Source organism: Halarcobacter sp. (assembly GCF_963675975.1).
Classification (GTDB): domain Bacteria; phylum Campylobacterota; class Campylobacteria; order Campylobacterales; family Arcobacteraceae; genus Halarcobacter.
Window position 1 is genome coordinate 199,111 of sequence record NZ_OY780939.1, and the last position, 19,404, is coordinate 218,514.

The 19,404-nt window shown below is 26.3% G+C and carries 16 protein-coding genes; 7 read left to right on the plus strand and 9 right to left on the minus strand.

The window, feature by feature from the left end:
• Nucleotides 1–60 precede the first annotated feature (60 nt).
• Complete coding sequence (locus tag ACKU3H_RS00970) at nt 61–264, minus strand: hypothetical protein (RefSeq protein WP_320035107.1); 204 nt, start codon at nt 262–264, stop codon at nt 61–63.
• 136 nt (nt 265–400) lie between these two features.
• On the opposite strand from ACKU3H_RS00970, the gene ccoG reads away from it, so the two are divergent.
• Nucleotides 401–1,744 carry a cytochrome c oxidase accessory protein CcoG gene (ccoG, locus tag ACKU3H_RS00975; RefSeq protein ID WP_320035108.1) on the plus strand — a complete coding sequence of 448 codons (1,344 nt, stop codon included), beginning with the start codon at nt 401–403 and terminating at the stop codon, nt 1,742–1,744.
• Here ccoG and ACKU3H_RS00980 read toward each other — a convergent pair.
• The gene (locus tag ACKU3H_RS00980; RefSeq protein ID WP_320036452.1) at nt 1,737–3,002 is read right to left on the minus strand and encodes an ATP-binding protein; all 1,266 of its coding nucleotides are present in this window, start codon (nt 3,000–3,002) and stop codon (nt 1,737–1,739) included. The two genes, ccoG and ACKU3H_RS00980, sit on opposite strands and share 8 nt — an antisense overlap.
• A 43-nt stretch (nt 3,003–3,045) precedes the next feature.
• Nucleotides 3,046–3,726, minus strand: coding sequence for a response regulator (locus ACKU3H_RS00985; protein ID WP_320035109.1), 681 nt, complete (start codon nt 3,724–3,726; stop codon nt 3,046–3,048).
• Between the two features lie 105 nt (nt 3,727–3,831).
• Between ACKU3H_RS00985 and ACKU3H_RS00990 the strand changes: the two genes are divergently transcribed.
• Nucleotides 3,832–5,016 (plus strand): aspartate aminotransferase family protein, encoded by a 1,185-nt coding sequence (locus tag ACKU3H_RS00990; protein WP_320035110.1) that lies wholly within the window; start codon nt 3,832–3,834, stop codon nt 5,014–5,016.
• Nucleotides 4,994–6,187: a TolC family protein gene (locus tag ACKU3H_RS00995; protein WP_320035111.1), complete on the plus strand. Its 1,194-nt coding sequence runs from the start codon at nt 4,994–4,996 to the stop codon at nt 6,185–6,187. Before ACKU3H_RS00990 ends, ACKU3H_RS00995 begins: the two co-directional genes overlap by 23 nt.
• Nucleotides 6,188–6,200: 13 nt before the next feature.
• On the opposite strand, the gene pyk is transcribed toward ACKU3H_RS00995, so the two are convergent.
• Nucleotides 6,201–7,652 carry a pyruvate kinase gene (gene pyk, locus ACKU3H_RS01000; RefSeq protein WP_320035112.1) on the minus strand — a complete coding sequence of 484 codons (1,452 nt, stop codon included), beginning with the start codon at nt 7,650–7,652 and terminating at the stop codon, nt 6,201–6,203.
• Between the two features lie 134 nt (nt 7,653–7,786).
• Here pyk and ACKU3H_RS01005 point away from each other — a divergent pair, with 134 nt between their 5' ends.
• Nucleotides 7,787–8,515, plus strand: a complete 729-nt coding sequence (locus ACKU3H_RS01005; protein ID WP_320035113.1) for an OmpA family protein — start codon at nt 7,787–7,789, stop codon at nt 8,513–8,515.
• A 241-nt stretch (nt 8,516–8,756) separates the two neighbouring features.
• A complete protein-coding gene (locus ACKU3H_RS01010; protein ID WP_320035114.1) occupies nt 8,757–9,767 on the plus strand; it encodes an SAM-dependent methyltransferase in 1,011 nt (336 codons plus the stop codon).
• A gap of 3 nt (nt 9,768–9,770) precedes the next feature.
• Here the strand turns inward: ACKU3H_RS01010 and ACKU3H_RS01015 are convergent, their stop codons facing one another.
• On the minus strand, nt 9,771–10,148 hold the full coding sequence (locus ACKU3H_RS01015) for a DUF779 domain-containing protein (RefSeq protein ID WP_320035115.1): 378 nt from the start codon (nt 10,146–10,148) through the stop codon (nt 9,771–9,773).
• Between the two features lie 48 nt (nt 10,149–10,196).
• Complete coding sequence (locus tag ACKU3H_RS01020) at nt 10,197–11,702, minus strand: aldehyde dehydrogenase family protein (protein WP_320035116.1); 1,506 nt, start codon at nt 11,700–11,702, stop codon at nt 10,197–10,199.
• A 222-nt stretch (nt 11,703–11,924) separates the two neighbouring features.
• Between ACKU3H_RS01020 and ACKU3H_RS01025 the strand changes: the two genes are divergently transcribed.
• Nucleotides 11,925–13,844: an FIST N-terminal domain-containing protein gene (locus ACKU3H_RS01025; protein WP_320035117.1), complete on the plus strand. Its 1,920-nt coding sequence runs from the start codon at nt 11,925–11,927 to the stop codon at nt 13,842–13,844.
• Entirely contained in the window at nt 13,825–14,484 is a 660-nt protein-coding gene (locus ACKU3H_RS01030) for a response regulator transcription factor (protein ID WP_320035118.1), read from the plus strand. Before ACKU3H_RS01025 ends, ACKU3H_RS01030 begins: the two co-directional genes overlap by 20 nt.
• A 384-nt stretch (nt 14,485–14,868) precedes the next feature.
• Here the strand turns inward: ACKU3H_RS01030 and ACKU3H_RS01035 are convergent, their stop codons facing one another.
• The 3 genes from ACKU3H_RS01035 to ACKU3H_RS01045 are packed head-to-tail and all read right to left on the minus strand — an operon-like array spanning nt 14,869 to nt 19,397.
• Nucleotides 14,869–17,037 (minus strand): hypothetical protein, encoded by a 2,169-nt coding sequence (locus ACKU3H_RS01035; RefSeq protein WP_320035119.1) that lies wholly within the window; start codon nt 17,035–17,037, stop codon nt 14,869–14,871.
• A 2-nt stretch (nt 17,038–17,039) separates the two neighbouring features.
• On the minus strand, nt 17,040–18,218 hold the full coding sequence (locus tag ACKU3H_RS01040; protein ID WP_320035120.1) for a hypothetical protein: 1,179 nt from the start codon (nt 18,216–18,218) through the stop codon (nt 17,040–17,042).
• A 3-nt stretch (nt 18,219–18,221) separates the two neighbouring features.
• Nucleotides 18,222–19,397 carry a toxic anion resistance protein gene (locus tag ACKU3H_RS01045; protein WP_320035121.1) on the minus strand — a complete coding sequence of 392 codons (1,176 nt, stop codon included), beginning with the start codon at nt 19,395–19,397 and terminating at the stop codon, nt 18,222–18,224.
• Nucleotides 19,398–19,404 lie beyond the last annotated feature (7 nt).

Genomic DNA, 19,404 nt, shown 5'->3' on the forward strand with positions numbered 1-19,404 from the left:
TTTAATAAATATTTACATAAAGAGAGAAAAAATTTTAAATTTTAAAAGAAAAAAGAAGAGTTAGTGAACTCTTTTTATAGCTTTAAGGGTATTTATAATGGCACCTTTTCTACTATTTGAAAATCCTCTAAACACTTCATCTTCAGAAGACATTTGTATAAAGTGCAAATTGTGTCTAAATTTTATATTGATAATTTGTACATTATCACCAATATATTTGTCTAAACCTTCAATATCATTTGAATTTATAATAGATACTTTCATAGAAAATCCTTTATTTTTTAATTCTACAACTAAAATGTAAAAAATTATCAATAAATTAAAACTAATAAAAAATTTTAAGAGTGACACTTTTGTGCCACTTTTTAAAAATATATTTTTACAAAGAAAAGGAGATTATATGAATTACACTAAAAAAAGGTATATAACTTATGGGATTTTTACCCTGTTTATTTTTGTTTTACCATTTATAAAAATAGATGAAAATCATATGCTGATGTTATCATTTGAGTACTCAAAGTTTCATTTTTTGGGATTCTCTTTTGATGTAAATGAACTTTATGTTATGCCATTTTTGTTGATGATACTTTTTATAGGTATATTTGCAATAACTACAATTTTTGGTAGAGTTTGGTGTGGATGGGCATGTCCCCAAACAATTTTTAGAGTTGTTTTTAGAGATTTGATTGAAACTAAATTATTAGGATTAAGAAGATTAAAAAACAAACAAAAAGATATTGATTACAGTAAAAAATCTAATCAAATAAAAAAATATATTGCCCTGCTTATTTGGGGAGTATTAACCCTTGTTGCTGCATCAAACTTTATGTGGTACTTTATTCCACCTGAAGATTTTTTTAATTATATTCAAAATCCAAATGAACATAGTTTTATGATTTTATTTATAATAACACTTGCTGGATTTCTTTTTTATGATATTGTATTTTGGAAAGAAGATTTTTGTACATACACTTGCCCATATTCAAGAATACAATCAGTTTTATATGATGATAATACAGTTCAAGTTGTTTATGACACAAACAGAGGTGGAGATATTTATAAGAATGGTGAAAAATCTATTTTTGATGTAAAACAATGGAGTTCAAATGAAGAGTGTACAACTTGTGAAGCTTGTGTAAAAGTTTGCCCTACACATATAGATATTAGAAAAGGTTTACAAGTTGAATGTATAAATTGTCTTGAGTGTTCAGATGCTTGTAGTACAGTTATGGGAAAACTTGGGAAAAAATCATTAATCCAATGGGGAAGTACAAATAGTGTTATAAATAAAATAAAAACAAATCTTTTTTCAAAAAGAAATCTTGCATATATGGCAAGTATAGTTATTTGTGTTTTCTTTGCAACAGCTATGATAGTTGAGAAAAAAGATTTTATAGTAAATATAAATAAAACAACACAACTTTATAAAATCAATGAAGATAAAACTGTTTCAAATAATTATGTTTTTACCTTCTCTAATATGCAAGATAAAGAGGTTGTTATGGATTTAACACTTAACAATCAAAAAGACTTTGAGATTAAAAGATTTGAACCTTTTATTCTAAAACCTAAACAAAGAGTAAAAAAAGTTGTAATTGTTAAAACTAAAAAAAGACTATATTTATCAGATAAAAAAGATACACCATTAGATTTAAAAATTGATATCTCTGCAAATAACAATATAGATAAAAAACAAACTTGGGATTTATCTTTTATCTATCCAAGAAACGATTTATTTAATTAATATCTTTTTCTATAATGAGAGAGAAATACACTCTCTCATTAGTGTTTGATACTTCAATTTTTCCTTTGAAACTCTCTTCAATTATTTGTTTACTTAAAAACAATCCTAAACCACTCCCCTGCTCTTTTGTAGAGAAATATGGATTAAATAGTTTGTTTATATCTTTTTCATCTACTTTAGGACCATTGTTTGAAATTAAAATTGAAACCTCTGCACTTGAAGCTGATATTTCTATTTTAATCTCTGGGTTTTCTATATTTTTTAAAACATCCCTACTATTTGATAAAATAGCTAAAAAAACCTGTGCCAATTCATTTTTTATTCCAAATATTTTTACATCTTCATTTGTTTTAAAATCAATATTTAATGCTATATTATGTTTTTTTAAATCCTCTTCAAAAATTGTTTTTACATTTAAAATCACATCTTTTACTAAAAACTGCTCTCTTTTTTTTGAAGGTTGATAAAACTCTTTAAAATCATTTATTGTTTTTGATAAAAACTCTATTTGTTCATTTGCTTGGCTAATTTTCTTTTCAAAATACTCTTTTTCTAATTCATTTTTTGTAAACTTCTTTTTTAGATTTATTAAAATATATGAAAGGTTATTAAGTGGTTGTCTAAACTGATGAGTTATATTAGCTATCATCTCTCCTGATTTTGCTAATTTTGATTGTTGTAAAAGCATATTTTCATACTCTTTTTTTTCTTGTTTTAAATCACTATATTTATATGAAACAGAGATAGTAAAAAGTATAGCTTCAATAGCAAAAACTAATAAAACTAAATCCATAAAACCTTGTTGTTCATAATATGTTTTAAAATCAAAAATAAAAAGTATAAAACAAAACAAAGACCAACCAAAAACATAAGTAAGTGTTGGTTTAAAACTATTTTTTAAATTAAATACAATAGAGGTAAAAAGTATTCCATATATGATTGTATAAGGAAGATATTCAAAAAGCATATAATGATAAAAAGAACTTAAAATAACTATATTTATCAATAAAGTATAAAACAACAATTGTTTATAATTTTTCATTTGAGGTATATATTTACCCTGAAAAAAATTGACGGCAAAAGCTAGTGCACTTAAACTGGCAAAAGTTAAAGACAAATCCTTCCAAACATTTAGTATATTCCAAAAGCCACTATATTGTGCAATATAAATCAAAGAAAAAATTTGCATAAAGCAATAACTTATATAAAATATCTCTTTGGAATAGATATATCTAATAAAAGTATAAACAATAGTCATCAAAACTATTCCAAAAGTTATACCATAAAAAAGAATAGTATAATCAAAGTGCAATTTTATATCCTGTACCAGATAGATTTAGAATCAAATCCTTTGATAATTTATTTTTTAGATTTTTAACTAAAGTTTTTAAAGCATCTTTACTCATAACCTGTTCATCCCAAACAAAGTTTTCAATCTCTTGATAAGTTACATATCTGTTTTTGTTTTTTATAAGAAGTTTCAAAAACTCTAACTCTTTTGTTCTAAGTTTTACTATTTCTTGATTATTTAATAAAACTAAATTAAAAAGATCAAAAACCATCCCATTTGGAAGTTTTACAATATTTGTTTCATCATTTTGTAAAGTTTCAATGGAAGTTTTTATTGCACTATTTAATTCATATTCATTTATAGGTTTTACTAGATATTTTACCAGTTGTAACTCTACAGCTTTTAAAAGATACTCTTTATCACAAAAAGCAGTTAAAACTATAATTTGTACTTTTTTATCTTTTTGACGTATTCTTTCTACAAACTCCAAACCATTTAGCTTTGGCATTTGAATATCAGTTATGATAATATCAGGTTTGTTTATCTCATAAATCTTTAAAGCATCTAAAGCATTTGAAGCCTCATAAATATTTGAAAAATACTCTTCTAAATACTCAACTGCATTTTCCCTTGCAATCTCATCATCTTCAACTATTAGTACTTTGATATTATCATTTATTCTTTTTTTCATAAGATATTATAACCTATATAATTTTATAGTGTTATTTTAATAATTATTAATAATTGGTTTAAATAAATTGGCTATAATTTTATTACTTAAAATTAGGACAAAAATATGTTAGAACAATTAGATAAAGAGTATGTATTACACACTTATGCAAGAAATTATGTAAATTTTAAAAAAGGGATAAATGCAACTTTATTTGATGACAGAGATAAAGATTATATTGACTTTACTTCAGGTATTGGAGTTGTTTCAACAGGACATGGAAATAAAGAAGTAGCAGAAGCTATTTATAAACAAGTTTCAAATATAACTCATATTTCAAATCTTTATGCTATTGAACCACAAGCAAAACTTGGTGAAAAAATAGCAAAACTTTCAGGGATGGATGTGGCAACTTTTTTTGCAAATTCAGGAGCTGAAGCAAATGAAGGTGCAATTAAAATTGCAAGAAAATATGGAAAAACAAAATACGATGGGAAAAGATATAAAGTTATAACTTTAGAGCACTCTTTTCATGGAAGAACAATTACAACAGTAAAAGCAACAGGACAAACATCATTTCATAGTCCAAACTTTGCTCCATACCCAGATGGTTTCTCTTTCAATTCAGCTATTGATGATATTTTTAATTCAATTGATGATGAAACAGTTGCTGTTATGATTGAACTTGTTCAAGGTGAAGGTGGAGTTCAGCCATTTGAAAAAGAAGCAGTTCAAGAATTAGCTAAATTTTTAAAACAAAGAGACATTCTTTTAATAATCGATGAAGTTCAAACAGGTGTTTACAGAACAGGTGAGTTTTTAGCAACAAATCTTTATGAAATTGAACCTGATGTAATTACACTTGCAAAAGGTCTTGGTGGTGGAGTTCCTATTGGAGCAGTTGTAACTACTCACAAAGATATTTTTGAACCAGGAGACCATGGTTCTACTTTTGGAGGAAACTACTTAAGTTGTGCTAGTGCAAATAAGGTTTTAGATATTCTAGAAAACTATAAAGATGCTGGAACTTTAGATGAAACTATAATATATTTTGGAGATAAATTAAACGAGATTTATGAAAAATATCAAAATATATTTACAGCAGAAGTTGGTTTAGGTTTAATGAGAGGATTAAGAGTTAAAGATGCAGATATGTTAAAAACTGTTATATCAAATGCCTTTGATGAAGGTGTTTTAGTATTAAAAGCAGGAAGAAATACATTAAGACTTTTACCTCCTTTAACTATTTCAAAAGAAGAGATAAATGAAGGGTTTAAAAGGTTAGATAATGCACTTGCAAAAATTGCTTAAGCTCTCTTCTCTTTCATTTTTTCTTGTGCCAATATTAATGTGTGCACAAGAAAAAAATAGTTTAGATGAGAAAATACTTTCAGAAGATAGGTTAAACTTATTTAAATATAGTAAAGATAAAAACGAAGAGAGTAGTAGCAAACTAAAAAAAGATTGGATTAATCCAATCAATTTATCCCTAACAAAAAGTAAGTCAGATACTTCAAATACTTTAAGAAGTGCCATAAATATCGATCAACCCATTTTTAAAAGTGGTGGAATCTATAGCGCTATAAAATATGCAAGTGCCACATATAAATATACAGATTATGATATTGATTTACAGAAAAAAGAGTTAATTAAAGAAGCTACAACAATGCTTTTTAATCTAAATATTTTAGATTTAAATATCAAAAAAAATGAACTTCTTTTAAAAAATGCAAATATTGATGTTGAGAGAAAAAAAGAGCAAGTACTAAATGGATTTTTAGATACTTCAACTTTAGACAATGCCATTTTAGATGCAAATGTTATAAAAAATAATTTAGCAGATTTGTATTATCAAAAAGATGAACTTATTTTAAACTTTTCAAATATTGCAAGTGGAGAGTATACTAGTTTTGATTTACCTGTATTAAGTTTAGTAGATGAAGATTTATTTTTAAAAAGAAACTTAGAACTATCAAAAGCAAAAGCTGATGTACAACAAAAAGATTATTACAGTGATATGATTGTTGCTAAATATCTTCCAACTCTTAGTGTTGAAGCTAGTCATACCCAATACCATGAAGATAAAGATGATGATATCTCAAATAAAAATGTTTATAACTATGGTTTATCTGTATCAATGCCACTTGATGTAAGAACTTTTAATGATATTGAAACAGAAAGAATCAATTATCTAACAAGTAAATTAAACTTAAAAAACATCGAACTTGAAGAAAGAAATTTTTATAAAACAAAATTATCTAAACTAAAAATGTTAGAAAACAAAAAGAAAATTGCTCAAGATGATTATAAACTTTATGATTCTTTGTTAGATGTTATTATTGAAGAAAAAAATGCAGAACTAAAAACTCAAAGTGATGTGGATACCCTTCAAAATTCTCAAAAAATCAAATCTATTGAGTTGAAAATTTACGAACTTGAGAAACAAATTGAACTTTTGGATTTATATTCTAAAATTGGTTAAAGAAGAAGTTTAATTACTTCTTCTTAGGTTCTGGAAGATCAAGATAATATTTCATCTCAGATGGAGTTAAAATCTTAATTGTATTTGTACTTCCTGGTTGTCCTACTGGATAACCAAATGTTGCTATATATGTAGCTCTTTTATCTAACATACCTTTTTCATCAAGATTTTTTAACATCATTTGAATCATTCTTGAAGCACCAGCTTCTTTAATTTTTGCAATTGGTTCAACACCCCATAAAGCACACATTGGATTTAGTACTCTTCTTTTATGAGAGAACATATAAATATTTGTTTTTGGTCTATATCTAGATATTTTCATACCAGATAATCCTGAACTTGTAAGTGCTATAATACCTTTAGCACCCATATCATCTGCTAATTTAGTTGCTGTTGCTTGAATCACATCAAATTGGTCATGATAAGATAATTTATCATGCTTATCATAAGGATAGATCTCTTCTGTTTTTGCAATAATATTTGCCATAGTTTCAACTGTATTAATTGGGTCAACTCCAACTGCACTCTCTTCACTTAACATAACAGCATCTGTTCCATCTAAAACAGCATTTGCAACGTCTGAGATTTCTGCTCTTGTTGCTCTTTCATTATGTGTCATAGATAAAAGCATTTGTGTTGCAGTGATTACAGGGATACAAGCTTCATTTGCTTTTTTGATAAGTCTTTTTTGAATTGTAGGTACTTCATAATATGGAACTTCAATACCAAGGTCTCCCCTAGCAACCATTAATCCATCACTTGCATCAATAATCTCATCAATATTTTCAACTGCATCAAATTTTTCAATTTTTGCAACTAATTTACCTTTGTAGTCACCTAAAAGTTTTCTTGCATTTTTCATATCATTTGCATTTTGAACAAAAGAGATTGCAAAATAGTCAACTTTATTTTTAACTCCCCAAGCAATATCTTCTTTATCTTTTTTAGTAATTACATTAATATCAATCACTGTATTTGGAAAGTTTATACCTTTTTTAGAACTAAGAATTCCTTGGTTTTCAACTACTGCTTTAACCTCTTTACCTGTTTCTATAACTTTTGCTCTAATAGTTCCATCATAAAGATAAATATACTCATCCACCTTTACTTTATCAAGTAGTTCTGGGTAATTTGTTGACATTATATATTTTTTATCTGCTTTTTTATAACCAACAATCTCTTCTTTTAAAAATGTAATCTCATCACCTCTAAAAAGTTCAAATTGTTCTTTTAATTCACCAATTCTAACTTTTGGTCCTGAAATATCTTGAAGAACTGAAATTGTTGCATTTAAATTATTCATTGCTGTTCTAATATTTTTTAATGTTTGACTATGATACTCATGATCTCCATGGGAAAAGTTAAGTCTAAACATATTTGCACCAGCTTTGATTAGCCCTTCAATCATCTCTACACTATTACTTGCTGGTCCTAAAGTTGCTAAAATTTTTGTTTTTTTATACATGGGCTTCTCCTATTTTTTGTTTTGACATTATATCAAATCTAATTTACATTCAAGTTACATATCTTTATACAGATTACACAATAAATCCACTTGAAAATGTTAGTATATGATACTAAAAAATAGGAGTTTTTACTATGAAATTTTTGTCAGTTTATAAACAATTTTTAATATTCTTTATCATAACAATACTTCTTTCTGGATGTGCTCAAAAACGAGACTATGAATATACAGGTTCAAAAACTCAAACAGGAGCAATTATTGGAGGTATATTAGGTGCATTAATTGGAGCAACAACAAAAGGTAATAGTAAAGCAAAAAGAGCCCTTATTGGGGGAGTAATTGGTGCAGGAGTTGGTGGAGCAATTGGTTATTCTATTGATGAGCAAGCAAAAGAAGTAGCTAAAGAACTTGACACAAAAGTTGATAATAATTCTGATGCAATCAAAAATGAAGATAATGACTTAATTGTTTCAAACACAGATAAATATGTAAAAATCACCTTAAAAGAGAGCATGGTATTTGCAACTGATTCTGCATATCCTACAAATGAAGCAGCACAAAGAATAAATAAAATCTCTAAAGTTTTAAAAAATTATCCTAATACAACTGTTCAAGTTGTAGGTTTCACAGATAATAGAGGAAGCTATTTATATAATCTAAAACTTTCAGAAAAAAGAGCATTAAATGTGGGACAAGTATTATATGATAGTGGAATTAAAAATGAAGTATTTTCAAAAGGATGCTCATATGAAAAACCTATAGTTCCAAATGATTCCTTAGAAAATATGGCTTTAAACAGAAGAGTAGAGATATATCTATATCAAGATATTAATAAAATAGTTGACCCTTGTAAAAAATATTAAAAATTTTTAAAAATTTTAGTAATTTCACTTTTTTCACACTATTTTTAATTAAAATTTTTACGGATTTGTACCCTAACAAAATCTACTTTTTTCTAAAGCTTAAAACCTTTAGAATTTTAAGCCCGAGGTTTATCTAGTAAATATCTGTTGAACGATAAAACAAAAAAATATTAAAAAAATTTAAATCATTAAGCTATAAAGGGTTAGCCACCTTTATAGCTTTTTTAGATAAACTTCTACCATGAAAAAAGAAAAATTTAGTGATTACTTCAATAACTGGCTATATAGTGAAAATGGATACTATTCAAACTACAAAACAATAGGTAAACAAGGGGATTTTTTCACTTCTGTTTCAACCTCATCATTTTTTGGTGGCTCAATTGGCAAAAAAATTGTTGATACTATAAAAAAAGGTAATTTGCCAAAAGATACAACAATCTTAGAGATTGGTGCACACCACGGGTATTTGCTAGCAGATATAATCCAATTTATCTATACACTTGAACCAGAACTACTTAATACACTTAATTTTGCCATAGTAGAAAGATTTGAAAATCTTCAAACTCAACAAAAAACTTATTTAAAAGAATCTTTTGGTGATGCAATAAATTTAACACACTATAAAGATATAAGTGAAGTTGTTTTACCCCATGCCTTTATAGTTGCAAATGAGATATTTGATGCTTTTGCTTGTGAATTAGTATATACAAAAGATGAGCAACTAAATATGGCATATGTTAAAAATCATAAAATATCTTTTGAACCTTGTATTGATGAAAATATTATAAATCATTGTAAAAAATATAAAATAGAAAAAGGTGAAGTTGGTGTAGGTTATGAAGAGTTTGCAAAAACTATTTATAAAAATATTGATAAGTTCTTTTTCCTAACTTTTGATTATGGAGATAGAGTTCCTAGAAACGATTTTTCTACTAGAATCTATTATAAACATGAAGTTTTTCCAATATTTGAAGAGAAGTTAAAACTTGAAGATTATTATTTGAAAGCTGATATAACATATGATGTGTATTTTAAACACTTAAGTGATTGTTTTGAAGATTTAAATATAAAGAACATAACCTTTAAAACACAAGTTCAAGCCTTAATTGAATTTGGCATTACTGAGCTTTTAGAACTTTATAAACAAAATGTAGATGAAAACTCCTATTTAAGAGAATCTCAAAAAGTAAAAACTTTAATTGAACCAACAGGAATGGGAGATAGATTCAAAATGCTACTTATTGAAAAGTAGCATTTATGATTCTAATTTTTTAAGCTCTTCATACTCTTCATCAGAGAATATTCTAGAGCGTGTTATAAACTGATATCCATGGTCAATTTCAATAGAAAAAGAGTTTCCAAAAGCTGCTTTTTCCTCTTTTACATCAATTATAATTTGAGAGTGTCTAAAATACTCAAATTGGTCTTTATCAATAAAAAATTCACAACCACAAATCTCACCTAATTTTACGTTTCGACTAGGAACATAAAAGTCACCTTTTTCATAACACATGGGTGCTGTACCATCGCAACATCCACCACTTTGATTAAAAACTAAATCTCCGTGTTCTTTTTTTAACATCTCCACAACATCTTTTGCATCATCACTTACGATTACTCTTCTTGTATCCATAATTTATCCTTTAATATAGGGAAGAGTCCCTATATTTATTAATATCTATTAAAAGAATCCTAAGGCATTTTTGCTGTAAGAAGTTAAGATATTTTTTGTATGTCTATAAGAGTTTAACATCATCATGTGAGTTTCTCTACCGATACCTGATTTTTTATATCCACCAAATGAAGCATGAGAAGGATACATATGGTAGCAGTTTACCCAAACACGTCCTGCTTGAATTGCTCTTGATACTTTATGTAATTGGTGTGCATCTCTTGACCATACACCAGAACCTAATCCATAAACTGTATCATTTGCAATCTCAATTGCTTCTGCTTCATCTTTAAAAGTAGTCACAGCAAGAACTGGTCCAAAAATCTCTTCTTGGAAGATTCTCATTTTATTGTGACCTTTAAAGATTGTTGGTTTGATATAAAATCCATTTGGATGTTTAGCTGATTCATATGCTTCACCACCAATTAAGCACTCTGCACCCTCTTCTTTACCAATTTTAATATAATCTAAAATTTTCTCTTTTTGGTTAAGTGAGCATTGTGCACCCATCATATTTTCAACATCTAGAGGATCACCTAATTTAATAGCAGCTACTCTTTCTAATACTCTTTTCATAAATGGCTCATAAATTGACTCTTGAATAAGTGCTCTTGATGGACAAGTACAAACCTCACCTGAGTTAAATGCAAATAATACTAAACCTTCAATCGCTTTATCAAAAAACTCATCATCTGCATCCATAATTGATTCAAAGAAGATATTTGGAGATTTACCACCAAGCTCTAAAGTAGATGGGATAATATTTTCAGTTGCATATTGCATAATTAATTGACCTGTTGTAGTCTCACCTGTAAATCCTACTTTTTTAATATCTGGGTGAGTTGCTAAATATTTACCAATTTTTCCACCTGAACCATTAATAATATTTATAACACCTTTTGGTAGAACATTTTGAATTGTTTCCATTAATAATAAAATTGATTTTGGTGTTGCTGATGCTGGTTTCATAACAACACAATTTCCAGCTGCTAATGCAGGCGCTAATTTCCAAGCTGCCATTAATAGTGGAAAGTTCCATGGAATAATTTGTGCTACAACTCCATATGGCTCATAAACCTCTTGAGAGATTGTATCTTCATCAAGATCTGCAACACTTCCAGATTCAGCTCTAATAACAGATGCAAAATATCTAAAGTGATCCACAACTAAAGGTAAGTCAGCATTTAATGTTTCCCTTACTGTTTTACCATTATCTAAAGTTTCAACAAGTGCAAGAGTTTCAAGATTAGCTTCAATTGCATCTGCAACTTTGTTTAACATTGTACTTCTTTCAATTACTGAAGTGTGTTTATAAGATTCAAAAGCAGTTTTTGCAGCTTGTACAGCTAACTCTACATCTTCTTCATTTGATCTTGGAATTCTTGTTAAAACATCACCATCTACAGGTGAAATATTATCAAAGTACTCACCACTTTTTGGAGCTACCCATTCTCCACCAATAAAATTCTCATACTGAGGTTTAAAAGTTGGTTTTTCATAAATTTTAGCAGACATATCATTTCCTTTTATAAATTAAAATGAAAAAATCATATACCTTAAATGTATTAATCTTTTCTTGGTGAAATCTTACTCCACAAATATAGCTTGAGTTTAGCCTGAATATAGCCTGAATATAGCGTTGATTTTTTTGTTTCTAAAAGAGCCATTTTTAGCCATCTTTTAATAAAAACATCAATTATATTTTTTTTAAAAAAACTATTTATGATACAATTTTGTATGAAAACTTTTAACTATAATATTAAAAATGGTATTGAAAATAGCAATATTAATCTAAACATCTTAAAAGATGAAAAAAATATATTAATACAAGTTTTTTGTGGTCAAGGTTTCGATGCTTTAAAAGATATTATAGAAAAACTTAAAAAAGAACTTCCCCAATCTATTATTATTGGGACAACAACAGATGGAGAGATAAAAAATAATTCTATTACCACATCTAATACTATTGTTTCTATCTCGATTTTTCATAAAACTAAAATCATAGCCTCTTATGTAGAAGAAGAAAACTCTTTTAAAAATGGTTTTAATCTTGCAAAAAATCTAATTACACATAATACTAAACTTCTAATACTTTTTACAGATGGGACAACAACAAATGGAGAAAACTTTTTAAAAGGTGTAGAATCTTTTAGTAACACTACTCCCATTTGTGGAGGAATGGCTGGAGATAATGGAAAATTTACCCAAACATTTATTTCATATCAAGACAAAATTTTAAAAAGTGGTGCAGTTGGAGTATCTTTAAATTCGGAACAATTAAAAATACATAATGATTATAGATTTAACTGGTCTCCTATTGGAATAGAACACACTATTGATAAAATTGAAGATAATAGGGTTTATAGTATAAATGGTATGTCTCCTGTCGAGTTTTATGCAAAATATTTAGGGGAAGATGTAGCAATGGCACTTCCTGCAACAGGAATTGAGTTCCCACTTATTGTTGAAAAAGAGGGGATTCCTACAGCTAGAGCAGTTATAGCTAAACACAATGATGGAAGTGTAAGTTTTGCAGGAAATCTAAAAGAGGGAGATAAGGTAAAACTTGGTTTTGGAAATGCTGAGATGATTATGCAAAACCCTTTAGAGAGTCTAAACAGTTTTGGTTCAATGAAACCAGAAAGCTTTTTTTTATTTTCTTGTATGGCTAGAAGAAGATATATGCCTAGTTTTATCCAAGTAGAAGTTGAGCCTTTCGCAAGGATTGCTCCAACAACAGGATTTTTTACCTATGCTGAGTTTTATCATAATGGAACAAACAATCTTCTTTTAAATCAAACCTTAACAATAGTTGCACTTACAGAAGATTGTTCTAAAAATGATTTTCAAGAATTAAATTTGGAATCTAAAGAAACAAATGAACATGCTAGAACAATAAAAGCCTTAACACATCTTATACAACAATCAACAAAAGATTATGATAAACAAACTTCAAAATTAAATGAAGAAAAATTATATACACACAATCTATTAGCTGCGCAAAAACAGTTTTTAAGGCATACAATTCATGAAACAAATACTCCCTTATCTTCTATTATGTGGAATATTGAGCTACATGAAATGGAACTGGGAAAAAATAGATATTTATCAAATATTGAAGTTGCTATGAAAAATCTTTTTTCAATATATGATGATTTGAGCTATTTAGTAAAAAGAGACCAAATCAATTACACAAGTCAAAAAGTAGATTTAACTGATTATGTAAGAAGTCGAATTGACTTTTTCTCTCAAGTTGCATTAAAAGCAAACTCAAAATTGGTATTTGATAGTTCAAATAAACCAAGATTTATAAACTTCAATGAAACAAAACTTCAAAGAATTATAGACAATAATTTAACAAATGCTATAAAATATACCTTTGAAAATCAAGATATTCATATTATACTTTATGGAGAAGATGATTTTTATAAATTACAATTTACAAGTCATTCAAGTGTAATCCAAGAGCCTCAAAAAATATTTGAAGAATACTATAGAGAAGAAAAACTAAAAGAGGGTTTTGGATTAGGTTTAAATTTGGTAAAAAAAATTTGTGATGAAGAAGATGTAAAAATAAAGCTTGAATCAAATAGCCATTTTACAACTTTTTCATACTACTTTAAAAAGGAAAATAAAGATGAAAATTCTATTACTTGAAGATGATTTGATGTTAAATGATGCAATAAATCAATACTTAACATCAGTGGGACATCAAATTGTATCCTCAAAAGATGGAAAGACTTGCCTTGAAATATTAGAGCATGAAAAATTTGATATGTTGATATTGGATATTAACCTTCCAGATATTAATGGTTTTACAATTTTAGAAGAGCTTCATAAACAAAAAAGAACTATCCCTACTATATTTATCTCTGCACTTTTAGATATAGAAGATATTTCAAGAGCCTTTGATATTGGTTGCCACGATTACTTAAAAAAACCCTTTCATCTAAAAGAACTAAATCTTCGAATAAATAAAATTCTAAAATCTTCAATAGTACCACAAAACCATAAGAGATTATCAAAACAATACAGTTTTGACCATGATAATATGACACTTTATTTTAATAATGAACCTCATATCTTACCAAAAAGACAACTTATGATAATCTCACTATTATCTAAAAATAGAAGTCTAGTTGTAAATTATGATATGTTTAGAGAATATGCTTATGATGGAGATGATATAGATACAGCTACCATAAGAGCTGAAGTAAATAGAGTAAAAAAAGTTCTAAAAGAAGACTTTATTATAAATATAAGAGGTATCGGTTATATGGTAGAAAGGCCAAATTAAATTACACTATAGGTAATTCTATAAAAAATTTTATCTAATTATAGATGAAAAATATTAATAACCACAAATAGCATTTTTCTAAATCAAATATTCTGAAAAGTTGTAAGATGAATTTTTTTTGGAACATAATTAGAACAATTAAACGAACGTTTTTACACATCAAATACTGACTATAAAACCCCACCTTTTTTCTATACTATATCTGTACAAAAAAATTAAATAAATGGGTTTTTATAGACATTTAGTAAAAAAAGAGACTATTTAGAGTTTTATATCAATAGAAAAAAGTTCTAGTTATACCATCATGAGATTTTTCTACTGCTCCAAATATTACAGGTTGTGGAACTTATTTTGATGTTTCATTTGATATTAAGGAATCATCTATTAATTTTTCACTTGATGGTTTAATTTTGTTTTTATTTCATTTTCTAAATATGAAATTGTTTTTTGTTCTTTTTTTATATCATTGTATAATTCGTTTGACTTGTTATAATATTCTTTTACAAAATCTTTTTGTTCAACTTTACAGTCTATTTTAAAAAGACCCCAAGTTTTTTTAATTGAAAAAACATTATGCTTAATATCTTCTAATTGAGATTTTCTAATTTTTAAATTCTTCCTTATTCTATCTACTTTGGAAGTATCATTTAAGTAATTATTTGCATTAATAGAGTTAATATTTTTTGACATTTTATCAATATAAAGTTTCTCTTTTTTAAACAGTTTCATTAATGAATTATGTTCTTCTAGTGTTGAATTAATGAGTTTATTATTACAAATATTAAATTCTTCAACATTTCTTATTTTATCTAAAAAAACAGATAACTCTTTTGTTGGTGTATTTTTCATTATTAACTTATCATAGATTAAATTCATTGTCTTACCATCTGAAATAACCCTACATGATGATTTTATATTTAATTCTTTCTTTTTCTTTTCACATAACTTTTTTGCATCATTATGAGCAGTATTTAAACTATTTTCATTGTATGTCAAAGCATAAGTATATTCGTTTGGTCCATCAATTGCTACAGCAAAAGATTTGAAATGTGGTTTTTTAAAAAATTTTTCTAATTGAGTTTCAATTTCATGAGTAACTTTAAAAGTATCTTTTTTTTCTTCACTCTTTTCCTTTTTTATGTCTTCCTTATTTAAATTTTCATTTTCTTTATTAGTCTTTCTTTCTAGTAAATTATCAGCTGATTTTATTTCTTCTTTTTTTGTTTTATCACTTATATTTTTAAAAAAATCAAATATATTGTCTTTAGCATTAACAATTATATTTTGTGTATATTCAAATTTTAAATTATTATTAGGCAATTTATATAATAATCCAATATTTTTAGTTCTTATTGGTTCATAAGTTATCCCATCTATAACAAATTTATCATCTTTGTAATCATAAAGAGCATTCCCACCCAAAAGCAATTCTCCTTTATCCATAGGTTCAGCAACCCTTAAAAAACTTTCTCTTCCAAATAAATAGAACTTATTTTTCTTTTTAATATTTCCATCACTATCAAATAGAATAAATTGATTGTTTATCTTATGGTTTTTGAATCTATCAGATATAGTAATAAGATATTCGTCTTTTCCCAATGGTTTAATAAACCAAGAAAACAATGAACCTTTTTTTTTTAAATTTATCAGCTCTTTATTCCATATAATTTCACCATTAGAGGAAAATTTGAATATATGAATTGTTCTTTTACCAAACTTCTTTTTATTCTTATACATATAAACATTAGATAAAAAAGAACCATTTTCTAATTGAATCAAATCTATAAATTTACCAAAAAATTTACCGCTATAATCATGTTGCCAAATTAAGTTACCATCTTTATCAAATTTTATTATAAAAAAAGGATTTTCAGCAATTGCTAAATAATTATTATCTACAGTTTTTATAACTTTCATAAATCTAATAGCCTTAGATTTATCCTTTTTTATTATTATCTCATTAGAAAGAAACTTTCTTAAATCTTTTTCTTTTATTACGTTATGTTTGTCTTCATATAATATTTCTTTATTCCATATCTCTTTTCCATTATTATCAAATTTGAAAATTTTATGTGTATCTTCAAATGTAAGAAAATCATTTACAACACCTATAAAGCCATCATCTGTAGAAACAATAGATTGAAGATTCTTATTATCAATTTTATTCGTAATTCTGTGAGTTTTTTTATCAATGATATTATCACCAATAATATAACTATCTTTTAATTCTGCAGTAACAGTGTTTTTCCCACTAATAGTTTTTGTCCAGATTTCTTTTCCATGTTTATCAAGTTCTAGAATCTTAATAGTATTATAAGAGTGTGATGATCTCCCTACAATTAGGTATCCGTTATTTACATTTTTTATTGATTCAATTAATGGCAAATTACTTACTATTGGACTTATATACCAAAGTGCATTTTTATTCTTATTTATAAGATTTATGTAAAACAAAAATGTTATCATTGTTAATAAGATAAATATAATTAATATAGTTTTCTTTACAAAATTATAGTTTGGATCTTTAATTTTATCGATATGAAAATATGTCACATTTATTCTTTTTTTAGATTTATTTCTTTACTAAATACATAACTTTTGTGTTTATACTTATTTTCATGAGAGAAATTTATATAAATATATTTATTATCAGGGGAAATAGCAAATTTATCAAATTTTTTAATTTTTAATTTAAACTTTTTAATTAATTTAGGATCTAATGGATAACTAATATCAACAACTTCTATTTCATAAAAATGCGCATTTCTATTTTTTTCATTATAACGTCCACCTAATAAAATTGCCTTAGTTCCATTATCGAAAATTTTTAGACCACGAACAAAATCATTATTTGAAGTATAACCTCCTAATGATCTTATGTTTTTAAAATCACTAATATCAAAAAATTCAATATTATTTGAAACTGCTAAAATATAAATATGTAATTTATTAGGAGACAATATAATTTGTCTACCTCTAGCTAATGTACCTATATCAAAAATGGATTTGATCTTAGATAAATCACTAACATCCAATAGATGTAATCCTTTTCTATCAAGTAAAAATACATAGTTATCATCATATACTTGTATATCTCCTAGGTCTAAAGGATAAGAGTTTTTCCCATTTGCTTGAATGTCTGCAATTGAGTTTGTAGAAATATATTCTCCAATAATAGGTGTAGATTCTAATGAAAGATCAACAACATACATACCCTTATCACTTCTAATAAAAGCCTTTTTTTCATCTTCTGTTAAAGAAATTTTTAGTGCTTCTTTTATCTTAATTATTTTTTCTAATTTTAAATTAGATTTATCACTTATATCAAAACAATATAGACCTAAATAAGGACTTACAATGTAAAGTTTTTTCCCATCTTTGGTTTCTGTAACATCTATTTCAGATACATAATTTTCTCTAATATTAGGAAAAAGAAAGGTACTTAATAATTTAATATTTTTAGTATCATGTATATCAAAGATACTAATACCAGATCTATCATGTCCATAAACATATAAATATTTTTTGTCATTTGATAATTGCATTTTCCTAACATCAGAAAAATTTATTTCTATTGCATTAACATTTGATTTATCTATAATATTTTCACTATTTTTCCATTGATTTTGGTATTTAAGATAAAGAAAAATAAAAGGAGTTAAAACAACAATAATTACTAAAACTAAAGTTAACTCTTTTTTAAATAATTCATTTGGGTCAGAATTTACTTTCAATGATTAAATCTCCAGTGAAAAAGAGGCCTTAAATGATTCTGTTTGTTCAGCTTCTTTCATTTTTTCTTCTAGTTGATTAGTAATGTTTTTTAAAGTTCCTATTTCATCTTTAATTTTAATTATTGCATTTAATTTCGAAGAATTAATTTTTGAAATTGCTTCATCAATTTGATTAAATGATTCTTTCAAAATATCAATATTTATTGTTCCTTTTCCTGCATTTATATATATTTCACTTGCTTGATCATTCATTCTTTTTGAATTACTTAAAATTAAATCATTTGTCACATCTTTTGTTTTTTCAACTGCAGTGATTACGTTTTTCTGATTTTCAAGTGCAACTAGCATTGCAACTCCACTTTCAAGTGCTCTTTTAGTAACAATCCTAACATTTGATATATTATCTATTAGCTCCCAATTGGTATTGATTATTAAATCACTAGATAAAAACCCTTGCTGGGTTACTACTAAAATTTCATATATACTTCTAGTCTTTTTGTGTAAATTCAAAAGTAGATTACTCTCATAAAAAACTCTATCCTCTTCTTTTAGTTTTAAAAGATTATCTTCAATAGTTGAAATTACCTCTTCAAAGATAAATGCTTTTTTTTGTAGTTTTAGTGCAGTTTCACTATATCTTTTTTTATCATGTTGTAAAACAATATTGTCATCTTTTAGTAGTTGCTCTCCTTCTTCAAGATAATTTATTGTTTCTATGATAAGTTCTTTTGCAGATTTAAATTTCTTTAAATATCTGTCTATTGGCTTACCAATAAAAGGAATAAGAGATAAAATCCCACTAGAATTAAGATTATATTTATGTGGATTAATATCAGATATCTCACTATTTAATTTTATTATTGTATTAGCGATATTACTAGATTCACTATCTTTTATAGAATCTAATTGAGCTACTTTGGCCATTAAAAGTTCTGAAGAATTTTCTAAGTCTTTAATATCATCGATTAAAATATTTTCTAAAATTGTTCTAATCTCTTCTACATCTTTTTCTGAAATGAATTCTAAAAACTCTTTTGCTTTATTTTTAATTTTACTTTCATCTTCTTCATTTAAACTATCTTCAAAAACTTTATTTTGACTATTCTCAATTAAGTTTAGTGATTGGTTTTCTATTCCACTGATTAATAATTTTAGAGATTCATTTCTACTGTTTTGCATTCGATTC